The sequence below is a fragment of the Photobacterium pectinilyticum genome, from assembly GCF_024357955.1.
Classification (GTDB): domain Bacteria; phylum Pseudomonadota; class Gammaproteobacteria; order Enterobacterales; family Vibrionaceae; genus Photobacterium; species Photobacterium pectinilyticum.
The window spans coordinates 40155-52547 of the sequence record NZ_JANEYT010000023.1; the positions used below are offsets into that span (position 1 = coordinate 40155).

The 12393-nt window shown below is 46.9% G+C and carries 9 protein-coding genes; 8 read left to right on the plus strand and 1 reads right to left on the minus strand.

What is annotated here, in order from left to right:
- Positions 1-12: 12 nt before the first annotated feature.
- Positions 13-1476, minus strand: coding sequence for a DUF2867 domain-containing protein (locus tag NHN17_RS11840; RefSeq protein WP_255042749.1), 1464 nt, complete (start codon positions 1474-1476; stop codon positions 13-15).
- Between the two features lie 287 nt (positions 1477-1763).
- Between NHN17_RS11840 and NHN17_RS11845 the strand changes: the two genes are divergently transcribed.
- The 8 genes from NHN17_RS11845 (at position 1764) to NHN17_RS11880 (ending at position 12376) form a co-directional block, all read left to right on the plus strand.
- Positions 1764-2435 carry an ABC transporter ATP-binding protein gene (locus NHN17_RS11845; protein ID WP_255042751.1) on the plus strand — a complete coding sequence of 224 codons (672 nt, stop codon included), beginning with the start codon at positions 1764-1766 and terminating at the stop codon, positions 2433-2435.
- A complete protein-coding gene (locus tag NHN17_RS11850; RefSeq protein WP_255042753.1) occupies positions 2416-4881 on the plus strand; it encodes an ABC transporter permease in 2466 nt (821 codons plus the stop codon). Before NHN17_RS11845 ends, NHN17_RS11850 begins: the two co-directional genes overlap by 20 nt.
- The gene (locus NHN17_RS11855; RefSeq protein WP_255042754.1) at positions 4881-5984 is read left to right on the plus strand and encodes a lipocalin-like domain-containing protein; all 1104 of its coding nucleotides are present in this window, start codon (positions 4881-4883) and stop codon (positions 5982-5984) included. Before NHN17_RS11850 ends, NHN17_RS11855 begins: the two co-directional genes overlap by 1 nt.
- Positions 5985-6019: 35 nt before the next feature.
- Positions 6020-7345: an amidohydrolase gene (locus tag NHN17_RS11860; RefSeq protein ID WP_255042756.1), complete on the plus strand. Its 1326-nt coding sequence runs from the start codon at positions 6020-6022 to the stop codon at positions 7343-7345.
- Between the two features lie 109 nt (positions 7346-7454).
- On the plus strand, positions 7455-8087 hold the full coding sequence (locus tag NHN17_RS11865; protein WP_255042758.1) for an HAD family hydrolase: 633 nt from the start codon (positions 7455-7457) through the stop codon (positions 8085-8087).
- 226 nt (positions 8088-8313) lie between these two features.
- Entirely contained in the window at positions 8314-10506 is a 2193-nt protein-coding gene (locus NHN17_RS11870; protein ID WP_255042782.1) for an FUSC family protein, read from the plus strand.
- Positions 10507-10511: 5 nt separating this feature from the next.
- Complete coding sequence (locus NHN17_RS11875; protein ID WP_303629384.1) at positions 10512-12167, plus strand: TolC family protein; 1656 nt, start codon at positions 10512-10514, stop codon at positions 12165-12167.
- Positions 12168-12172: 5 nt separating this feature from the next.
- Complete coding sequence (locus tag NHN17_RS11880) at positions 12173-12376, plus strand: DUF1656 domain-containing protein (RefSeq protein ID WP_255042785.1); 204 nt, start codon at positions 12173-12175, stop codon at positions 12374-12376.
- Positions 12377-12393: the final 17 nt, after the last annotated feature.

Sequence of the window (12393 nt, forward strand, 5' to 3'; positions counted from 1 at the left end):
CCAAAGCCACTCTTATATTGTCTCGGTTTTCCCTTCTTGTGCTTTAGCTTGGCAGCGCCTGACGAGTGCATGGGTCATACCACGGAAGATAAAAAGATGGGCAGGCATCATGGCAAACCAGTAGAGCAAACCTGAAAAACCTGCTGGGTGCCACCAGGCCCGGATGTCGATTTCGCGGTAGTCACCTTTATCTTCGATAGTAAACTCTAACCGGCCAAGCCCTGGCGCCTTCATACCAAACAGCAGGGATAGAAATTGGTTCGGTACTAAGTTAATCACTTTCCATGAATCAATTTTGTCGCCAAGTTCTAGATTCTCGGGGTCCCTGCGATAGCGTTTGAGGGCATCACCGCCAATAGCGAAATCCATCCATTCCCGTATCCGCCATAAGTAGTTGGCATAGAAGTAACCCTGTTTTCCTCCGACCAGCTGTACTTGCTGCCACAGCTCTTCAGCGGTTGCGTCTGTCTTCAAGCAGTACCCTGCTTGCTTGGGATAATAGCCATAGCCGGGTTGCCAGCGGGCGAGGGCGTCTGGGTCAAAGCCCCATATATCACTTCTGACCACTTCATTTTCATGGCCTAGGCTTTCTTCAACCGCTTCCTCGTAACTCAGTAAATGCTGGGGGATAAGAGATTGAAGTGCAGTGCCATTTGCCTGTAAATCATGCCCGAGCCCCCCTATTAATGCTTTGGCAATATTAGTGGGAACCGAGGTTACTAGATGTAGCCATCTTGCGGCGAACTTGGGTGTAAGGAAAGGAACAGACAAGATACGAGTTTTCTTTCCTATATATTGACCAATAGTTTTTAATTGTTGGGCGTAAGTGATGTTCTCTGTCCCGGCAACATCCATAATTTGATGACGAGTTGGCTTGAAATGAAGTAACTGCACCAGATAGTACAGCAGGTTACGCAATGCAATTGGTGAACTTTTCGAATAAACCCATTTAGGCGTGATGAGAAGTGGAAAATGGAACACAAAATCCCGCATTACTTCGAATGCTGCAGAACCAGGGCCAACGATAATCCCCGCTCGTAATTCTGTAATGGTTTTACCGCTTTCTCTGAGGATATCGCCCGTGGCCTTTCGGGCCTGTAGGTGAGCGGAGGGTTCGCCGTCAGCAGGTTGCAGTGCGCCAAGATAGATTACGCGTTCAACGGAAGAATGCTTTAAGGCGTTACTGAAGTTTTTTGCCGCCTGTAATTCAATATCAATAAAATCATGGCCATGGTTCATACCATGAACAAGGAAAAACACACTGTCTACGCCTTCAAGTAGTTCAGGTAAATTGTTGGCTTCATTGAGATCTAATTGGTGAAGGCTGACGTTTTCTATTTCCTGCCACCCGCGTTTTTCTAACAATTTTAAGTTGCGGCCAGTGGCTCTGATTTTGTAGCCAGTACTAGCCAACTCCGGCACAAGGTGACTTCCTATATAACCTGATGCGCCGACCACTAAAATTGTTTGCTCCATAAATTCCGGCTCCGTGTCGCAAGGTTGCTGGTTATATGTGATATTAGCTCTGGGCTTAACAGCGATTCCCTGCAACTTATTGGTAAGTAGGGTTTACACTAAAATATAACAGTAATTGATATTAAGTAGCGTCTTTTTGTGAGCATCTTGTAGGTGTTTTGCGTAGAAATGTAGGCTGAATGTAGCGCGTTGGTTGTATTTTATCCCCATGTTCTTCAAAGGGCTTTATAGAACAATCAGTTTACTGTAAATTTCAGTTCAAAGATTTCCTACCTCTGAGGATTACAATGTTACGACTGGTCGACCTTTGCAAAGGATATATGGATGGGGATGAATACCATTCGGTTTTGCAAGGTGCTGAGCTGGATTTAAAGCAGGGTGAGCAACTAGCACTGATGGGTGAAAGTGGCTCGGGTAAGAGTACACTACTGAACCTGATTGCTGGTTTAGATTCTGTTGATTCTGGGGAGGTCTGGTTAGGTGATAAACCAATACATATGATCTCAGAGCGTGAGAGAACCGCTTTTCGTCGTAACAACATTGGACTTGTCTTTCAGCAATTCAATCTATTACCCACCTTAAGCACTGCTGACAATATTCGCTTTTGTCGCCAACTTAAGGGGTTGCCAGAAAAGCCTGCACTTTGGCGGCAAATTATCGCGGCGTTAGATTTGATGCCCTTGCTCGGCCGCTACCCTGAAGAAATGTCGGGGGGACAGCAGCAGCGGGCAGCAATTGCTCGTGCACTTTACATGGAACCACAAATATTATTGGCTGATGAGCCGACGGGCAGTTTAGACGAACGAAATGCCTCAGCGGTAATTAACTTATTGAGCAACCTGACTAAGCAGTTGGATTGTACTCTACTACTTGTTACTCACAGTAATCAGGTTGCGGCACATATGAATGGCTGTATTCGCTTGCAAGGAGGGCTGTTGCATGTCAGGCCCCGTAGCTAAAGCGCTCTGGGGGCATTATAAGCGTCACCCACTTCAAATTGTTCTTGTATGGTTGGGTTTAACCCTAGGTATTGCGTTGTTGGTTGGGGTGATGGGGGTCAATCAGCAGGCTCGAGAGAGCTACCGTGATGGTGAGCTCCTTTTCTCGAATCCATTTCCTTATCGTATTCGTCACACTCAACCTGCACTGAGAGTACCGCAGGGGTTTTATATCCAGCTTCGTCGTGAAGGGTTTAGTCAGTGTGTCCCGCTCGATGAACAGCGCATCTCACTAGAAAACGGTCGCAGCGTTGAGCTCGTCGGCATTGACCCTATCGCTTTATTTTCGAGTTTCCGCCGGAATACGGAGGCTGATGCTAAGAACCAAGAGCAAATATTGTCACTGATGCAACCACCGTATCCTGTGCTGGTGGGCGATCAACTTGCCAACTATATGGGATTCGAAGATGGCCAGACATTATTGTTGGAATCCGGTCATACCATAGGGCCGCTGCATGTCTTGAACGAAGAAAGGATTAAAGGCCCTCGGCTTATTGCTGATATGGCCCTGCTTAGGCAGTTGAAGCCAAGTTCGGGACTAAGCTCCATTCTATGTGGTGAACTAGATCCTCAAACTCTCAGTCGGCTCAAAGATAAGCTACCAGCAGCACTGAAGCTTGAAAAACAAGAAACTGAAGGCCTAGAGCCACTGACAGACGCATTCCACTTGAACTTGTTTGCAATGGGAATGCTGGCCTTTGTAGTGGGGCTATTTATTTTTTATCAAGCAATGTCACTGTCCTTTTCTCAGCGCCAGCCATTGGTGGGGATAATGCGGCAAGCGGGGGTATCTTCTGGGCAGTTGGTGCGAGCGCTGAGTGTTGAATTAGTCGTTTGGATAATTGTCGGATTGATCGGTGGTAATCTTCTTGGCTTATTGTTGGCTGAGAAGTTGTTACCGTCCGTAGCGCAAAGCCTTAATGATCTGTACGGGGCAAATGTCAGCCTTGTTGTTCGGTGGCAATGGGAGTGGGGGGCTGCTTCGGTATTGATTGCGGTCGGTGGTTGCTTGCTGGCCTGTTGTTGGCCATTGGTACGCTTAATCAGGACTCAGCCTGCTCGATTGTCGAGTCGGATGTCTATCGTTAGATTCAGTGGCAGAGAGTTTGCGTTGCAAGCGGTGTTCTCATGTATGTTTATCGGTGCTGCTATTGCGGTGTATCAGTTACCGCATGGTCAAAAAGCTGGCTTTGTGTTGATTGCTTGCATTTTGATAGCGTCAGCATTGGTAATGCCATTTCTACTTTGGCAGCTGTTTCGGATCTTGGGTATTGCGGCACGCTCGGCCCGTCTGCGCTGGTTTTTCACCGATGCTGCAGCCAGTCTAAGCTACCGCGGTGTTGCTTCAATGGCGTTTATGTTGGCATTAGCATCAAATATCGGGATGGAAACAATGGTGGGTAGTTTCAGGAATACCACCCAAACTTGGCTAGAACAGCGATTGGCTGCTGATATCTATATTCGTCCTGCAGTTAATATGGCGCCGAGGATGACACAGTGGCTGGAAAATAGGGATGAAGTGAAACAGGTATGGTGGCAGTGGCGTAAGATGTTGCCAACAGATGCAGGGACACTGCAAGTCGTCAGCATTGGTGGCACCGCCGATGAGAAACAGGCTTTGGCCGTTAAAGTGGCAGCCCCTAATTACTGGCAGAAGCTTCATCATGAACGTGCTGTTTTGGTCAGTGAGTCTATGGCGCTGAAGCACAATATCAAGCCGGGCCAAGTACTCGATCTTCCCCCGCCGCTTAACAAGCAGTGGTTAGTCGCAGGGATTTTTTATGACTATGGTAATCCACATGGCCAAATAATCATGTCCCAAAAACGCTGGAAAGCAGTATGGCCGCATAAAGGCCAGGTTAGCTTGGCTATACACCTTGAAGACCACTCCCAGGCTGAGACCATAATCCGCTCGTTGGGAGAGGCCTTCCGCCTGCCGCCAGAGCGGATACGGAACAATAATGAATTGATGTTGCAAGCGATGAACGTATTTGACCGCACGTTCATTGTGACGGCCACTCTGGGTAAGCTTACGTTATTTGTTGCTGTGTGCGGCTTGTTCTTTGCTACGGTGGCGGGTGAAACCTCGCGTCTTCGCCAGTTTGCGTTGCTGCGCTGTATGGGAATGACAGGACGGGAGCTTGCCTTGCTCGGTGGTGGTCAGTTGCTCGTTATTGGGGTGTTGACGGCATTGATTGCTCTGCCTCTGGGGTTGGTATTGGCGCAGCTATTGATTGATGTAGTGCTTAAGTATTCGTTTGGTTGGACTATGCCTATTGAGTACTTCCCAACGAATTATTTGTTCTCTTTGGGCTCAACATTATTGGTGTTGTTGCTTGCCGGAGCTTGGCCTGTTTGGCGCTTGGTGAGGCAGTCGGCCATTATGTCACTGAGGGAGTCGTTCTAATGAAGGGAAGCAAATTTCCTCGATGGTATCTGGTTATTTCGATACTGACGTTGAGCACCGTATTGTTTATGTTGAGCTACGATAGTCCCGAGCAGAGGGAAAGTCCCTCTGTTGCGATGATGTCAGGACAAAATCATGACCAGTTCGCGCAAGTAACGCCGGGTTATCAATTTCAGTTTCCTCGTGACCATTTACCACACCCTGAGTTTAAAACGGAATGGTGGTATTTGACCGCAAACCTCAAGTCAGATGACGGGGAAGAATTTGGCCTTCAGTGGACCTTATTCCGATCCCGAGCGCTTACAGAAAAGGGGCAGGGATGGAAAAGTCCGCAGCGGTATATGGCACATACTGTGGTGACCAGTAAAAATAAAACGTGGTCAGCAGAGCGTTTTGCCCGTGGCGGGATTGGGCAGGCAGGTGTATTGGGTCAGCCTTACCGCGCTTGGTTAGATAACTGGGAGTGGCGATCTTTTTCTGATTCACCATTTCCGGGGGTGCTCACATTTGCTGACCCAAGCGGTATGGCGGGTAAATTAGCCATTCAGCAAAGCGGTGGTATTGTTCTGCAAGGGGATCAAGGCTACAGTAAAAAACATGCGACAGAAGATATAGCATCTTATTACTTCAGCGCACCTTTCTTGAAGGTAGACGGCAGATTGGAGTTGGATGGTAAGCTTTATGAGGTCTCTGGCGATGCGTGGTATGACAGAGAATGGAGTAGTCGTGGCCTTTCTGATAACCAAGAGGGGTGGGATTGGTTCTCTATCCATCTCGATGATGGAAGTGCATTAATGCTGTACCAGATCAGGGAAAAAGATGCACGGCCATACTATTTTGGTTCGTTAAGTTGGCCTGATGGAAGGACAGAGACACTGGCTGCTGAAGATATTCAATTGTCACCGTTTTCATTTACCCACCATGGGGATAAGACGTACCCCGTAGTGTGGAAGATTAAAGTGCCATCCAAGGCTATAGAACTGAAAGTGGATGTGGTCCGAAAGGAGCAGTGGCTTCCCTTCATCTTCTCTTACTGGGAAGGACCGATAACGGTTACAGGTAGTCACACAGGACAAGGATTTATGGAGCTGACGGGATATTGATGCCGTGCCCTGTAAAAAAATATTAGGATGAATAGGTGTTAAGTAACTTGCAATTCGACGAACAAACGCTGTCGCAGCGCTTAATGAATCATCGCCGGGAGTTTCATCGTTACCCAGAAGCCGCGTGGCGTGAATTTTTTACGACAAGTCGTATCGCTAGCCACCTTGAACATTTTGGTTACTCGCTACACTTCAGTGATGAAATCATTAAGCGCTCTTCAATCATGGGGCGTAATGAAGTACTCGTTGCTGAAGCGCAAGAGCGGGCAATTAGCTGGGGGGCAGATATTACTTATCTGGCTCATATGGATGGGATCACCGGTATCGGGGCTGAACTCGACACGGGAAAGCCAGGCCCTGTGATTGCACTTCGTTTTGATATTGATGCCGTTGAAGTGATGGAAAGTGAGGAAGACGCTCATCGACCTCGTTTTCTTGGCTTTGCTTCTCTTGCTACAGGTATTGCCCATGCATGTGGACATGATGCCCATGCCTCTATTGGGTTGGGTGTTGCCGAGGTATTGGCTAAAAATAAGCACCTGCTAAAAGGAAAAATTAAGTTACTGTTTCAGCCTGCCGAAGAAGGTTGTCGTGCGGGTAAGGCTATTGCCGAGAGTGGCTGGCTTGACGATGTCGATTATTTCTTTGCAGCGCATATTGGTATGAACGTGCCCAGTGGTACGCTGGTTTGTGATCCCCAACATTTCTTATGTAGTTCCAAGTTTGATCTTCACTTTATGGGGAAACCGGCTCACGCAGGTATCGAGCCAAACGCGGGACAAAATGCCCTTGCTGCGGCTTGTACGGCAGTTAATCAAATGCTGGCTATTCCACGTCACCGTGACGGTATGACGCGTATTAACGTTGGTCAAATGCATGCAGGCGACGGACGTAATGTGATTCCGGCCAGTGCTGTGTTATTGGGGGAAACTCGTGGTGAGAACCGCGCGCTCAATTCCTATATGTTTCAGCAGGTAGAGAATATTGCCCAAGCGGCGGCCATGATGCACGGGGTCAATGTTAAACTGTGTGCCCAAGGTGAGGCGATTGGCCTTGAGAATGATCCTGAATTGGTTGAGTTGCTCGAGTGTGTTGGCCCTGAGAGTGGATTTACCGAAGTGGTTCGAGAAAAAGACTTTGGTGCCAGTGAAGATGCAGGTTATTTGTTTGATCGTGTGCAGTCTCGCGGGGGTAAGGCGATCTATTGCCTAGTCGGTTCGGATTTAACGGCAGGCCATCACAATGGTGACTTTGATATTGATGAAAGTCGCATGTTACCAGCAGTAAAATTACTGCTTAATGCCGTCAATGCGCTTCAACAATCGCCTTTGATAGAAGAGCCTTCTAATAAAAGCCAGTAATTGATTTAAGCCCCAGCGTAAAACCTGGGGCTTTTTGTTACCCGTGATTCTTGGATGAGCCAGAGGGGGCCACAGGCCTTCTGGTTGAGAACTTTGTCAGGGGGAGAGGATGACAATTGATATATTGATTTTTGATCTAGATGGCACCATAAGCGATCCCAAACAGGGAATCGTACGTTCTATGAACCATGCGTTAGCTGCACATGGCTATCAAACACGAAGTGAAGATGAGATTGCCAGCTATATTGGTCCACCTCTTGATAAAATCTTTATGGAACTTGTTGGTTCAAAGCAGCCATCATTGATTCTTGATCTTGTTGCTACCTTTCGTCAACGTTACGCCGAAGTGGGGTATTCGGAGAATCGACTTTATGCAGGTATGCGCGAAACTCTTGATACATTGAAATCGGAAGGTAAATACCGTCTGGGGGTATGTACCTCCAAGCGGGTTGATTTTGCGAGCAAGATTTTAGTGCTATTTGATCTGCTTGATCATTTTGATTTTGTTGACGGTGGTGATGTAGGCATAGAAAAGTGGCAACAACTAGAAGCACTCAAGGAGCAAGGTGTGATTACAGATCAGTCCTTGATGATCGGTGATCGCTATGTCGATCTTACTGCTGCCCATAAGAATGGCTTAAAGTCAGCAGGTGTTCTCTGGGGTTATGGCTCCCAAGTGGAATTGGAAGCACATTCACCAGCCTATTTATTCTCCAAACCGAAGAATTTAGCGCAGCTGTAAGCGAGTTCTCACTGTTATGATTATTGCTTAAGAGTTCTAACAATTCGATAGATAAGACAATTTTTTGCTACACCTTACAAAAAATATCCTAGCATTGTAGTTATGTCTACACGGGCATAATAACGAATATTAGGGGCATAGGGTGAGCAAAGCGGACACTCAGGTACTTCGTATCAGAGACAAGCTATCGGTTTTCCAGTTGGGAAACTGGTTAATACCTTTTTGTCTGAGTGATAAGTTCAAGTTTGCCTTCCGTGTAGCCACCAGTCTTACATTAGCCTATATGATCCCAATGGCTTTGGGGTGGACACAACCTTCAACCGCTGCAACGACCGTGATGTTGATTGCATCAACAGGTAGTCGTCGTGAATCTATGGCAAAGGGGACATTGCGAGTACTTGGTACTATTGCAGGTGGCATTATTGGCTTGCTGCTCGTGGGGTTCTTTGCCCAAGATCGCTTGCTGTATATGTTGGCGGTTTCTCTTGTTGTGGTGATCGTGTTCTACATCCGATCAGCTTACCTGAATGACCCGACATTGTTTATGCTCACTGGCGTCATGCTTCTGATGATGTATAACGGAGGCGATGCCGAGGGCGCTTTTCTTTACGGTATTGATCGTACTTTTATGACGGTTTTCGGGGTCGTTGTTTATACCCTCGTTGGTGTATTTCTCTTCCCCCCCAAAGTTGAGCAAAATCTTCGTCAGTTAGGCGATAATTTGGCTTCAGCGCAAAAAGCCTTGTTTGAAGCGATGAGCTTTCCACCGCAACAAGAGATAAAGGCAGATCAGCCCAAGCCTGAATTATCAGAAGATGATACGACTAGCTCAGAGACCGAAACCGACCAAGAGCAACCCACCTTAGCCGATCTCAGTAAGTCGCTCTTTGCTGCTCAACAGGCCTTCGAAGCGAGATATCAGACTCTCAACAGTGAGTGCAGTGAAGTATCTGCTTATAAAAAAGAGTGGGATGGCACAATCGCGTTGTATGGTCAGATCACAGAATTACTTTTGTTTGCTGCCAAAGATCACTCGCGGTCGGGCGGGCACCCAATAGAATACCTTCGTGACTTTGATAAATTACGCACAGAGGTGATCCAATTATTCGAAAGGCTCCCTGATGCATGGGAAAAACAAGCTGCACATTCTCCCCAGCCGTTGGATCCTGTTGAGTATGATGGAGAAAGGCTGAAACAAGCCAGCCATTTATATCGAGGGGAGGCGGTATCATCGGGTTATTTGTTTAATCAATTGCGAGAGCGGTTAGCCAAGCTTGAAAGCTGTATCAGCAGTATCGATTCATTGACTGGAACCGTCGAATTCGAGTTACCACCATTAAAGGCCAAGCCCAATTTTAATTGGTGGGATGCTGAAAATGCAAAGTCTAGCATTAAGGTATTTGTGACCTATTGGATCGCTGGCGCATTTTGGATTCAGTTTAATCCCCCGGGTGGCTATAACTTTGTCATATTTAGCACACTCTTTGTTTCTATTCTCTCTTTTCTCCCGTTTCACCCCGTGATGCTATTGATATTGTTTACGCTGGGTTTTGTTTTTTCTGTTCCCGCCTATGTTTTCCTTTTACCACAATTAACCCTAGGTGCAGAGCTGGCTTTGTTTATTTTTGCTTATACCTTTGTTGGTTTCTATGTACTCAAGGGTCCGGTGACTATCTTCTTTTTGATAGGTTTGTTTACCCTCGGTATTGATAACAACATGGTGTATCACTTCGGCATTACCCTAACGATTGTCACTTTATTCTACATGACGGTGCTGTCCGTTGTGATCTCATATTATTTACCGTTTTCAAGTCGTCCAGAACACTTGTTGTTGGTGTTCAGGGAACGCTTTTTTCGTCATGCGACCGGCGTGATCCGATTGTTGCAAGTTGATCAACTGTCCCTTGTGCAAAAACTACAGTTGGTTTGGCGTATTACTACGATGGTAGTGGCATTAAAAAAAATGCAGGTGTGGGGAGCGAAATTTAACACTAATCCTTATCCATCACTCACGGCCGAACAGCTTAAGCGTTATATCGAACAATGCGACTTGTTCCACCATCACCTGATGACTTTCATCAAGGCGCGTAAAAAAATGGATGAAAACCCGTTATTGGTAGAAGCAAAAAAAGGCAATAAAGATACGGTGATCCCTGCATTGTCACAGGCATTATGGAAAGTGGAATCAGAGACAATTGATGAACTTAATGCTGATCACTTAAAGCAAGATTATCAAGACTTAGAAGCTCGACTCGATGAGTACTTTTCTCATATTGAATTGGATAAGTACTCTAATTCAGACATTGCCGGGTTTTATATCTTCCTAAACTTGAAGAAAAATATTTTTGAATCATTGCTGAGCTGCAAACAAGTGAGTGATGACGTTGTTTGGGAAGAATTGTCGATGAAGCGGTTTTAGGGGGGCTGAGCGTGGTGAGTAAGATCAGCGTTTGCATAACAGTGTTATCTTTGCTTGTTACGTCAGGCTGTACGGTATTAGGGCCCAAGTTTGAGGGGGTGGCACCAGCTACGTTGCCAACATCATGGTCCACGTCGGATCTTGAGCAGAGCAAAAACAAAACCGCGCGCTGGTGGCAGCAATTTGATGATCCAGTACTCAATGAGCTAGTGGAAAAAGCCAGCCAACAGAACCTCGACTTAGAGGCCGCCGGGCTCAGAATTCTTCAGGCTCGGACCGCAGTGGGTGTCGCGGAATCATTTCAATACCCACAGCGGCAAAATGTATCGGGTAGTGTGGCAAAAATTTACCAAAACGAGAATACTTTTGATAATGCTTCGCTGAGCTTTGATGCCGCTTGGGAGCTGGATGTGTGGGGGCGTTATGCGCTTGGCGTCGAGTCAGCTGAAGCGACCTTATATGCGTCAATCGCTTCCTATCACGATATTTTGGTCACTATTACGTCAGAAGTCGCCAGAAACTATATCAATTATCGGACATTCCAAGAGCGGGTACTGTTATCTGAACGGAATATTGAAATTCAGCGCCGCGTCGAGCGGATCACTGAAATCCAGTATGAGTCGGGGGATGTGACTGAATTAGATGTCCAGCAGGCGAGAACCCAGCTGTATAACACCGAGTCGGCATTACCCAGCCTGAAAATTGGCATGATGCAATCGCGCAATGCCATTGCAGTGCTGCTTGGTATTCTGCCGGACCAGGTGATGGTGCTGTTGGACAGCCCTTGGGTGGATGCCAAAGTGAAAGTCTTCGACAATAAATATGAGGGTACGCGAAATAGCCGGCTAACAAGTGATTACGACCAATATTCTTTGATTCCCGCGACGTTGCCTATCAGTACACAAGTCGATGCCGGTTTAGTGTTACGCCGTCCCGACCTTCAACTTGCCGAGCTACAGGCTCATGCACAAAACAGCCAAATCGGTATAGCTGAAGCCGATTTATACCCCCAATTTTCGTTGTTTGGCGTCATTGGTCTCAATAGTACCGTTCCTGCAGGTAATGATTTTAGCTTTAGTGATTCCCTCAACCTTTCTCTTGGTCCTGCTTTCTCGTGGAATATTTTCCAGTATGGCAGGGTGAAAAACGCTATTCGCGCTCAAGATGCTCGCTTCCAAGAGACACTGACGAACTACAACAAGCAGGTGCTACTGGCGGTGCAGGAAGTGACGAACGCCTTGGAGTCCTATCAGCTCAATCAGTACCAACAGAAACTTGCCTTTCGGTCTGTTGACGCGTCGGTACGCGCTTACAACATCTCGTTGACCCAGTATGAAAATGGCCAAATTAGCTTTGAGCGTTTGCTCAATTCGCTTGAGAAGATGACCCGAAGCGAAGATGCCTATGCGATTGTGAAAGGGAATGTTGCCAATCAAGTGGTGGCACTTTATAAATCACTCGGCGGCGGGTGGGAAGCCGAAACTGGCCGACCATACCTCAATGATGCGTTGCGCTCGCAAATGGAGAACCGAACAGATTGGGGCGAAATGTTGGATGAAACACAGCTTCCCCTGCTATCGCCCGACCAAGTTCCAAATGCCGTGTCACCGTTTGGCGAGCCGATAGATCCGGCCAAGCAGAGTTACCCTGGAGGCCCATAATGGAAGTGCCGCATGAAATGTCTTGGGGAGATGTGTATTACTCGCCCTTTTTACTTGTCATCATTTTGTCTGTAATCGCGACTTGGATAACGGTAGTCATTTTAAATAAAACCCGTTTATCGCGGCTAATTGCTTATCCATCGGTGACCTTTTTGGCAATAACGGTGCTTTATACCGTTGCTATTGACGCTTACTTTATTCAGTTTTAGGTGTGAATATGAAGAGT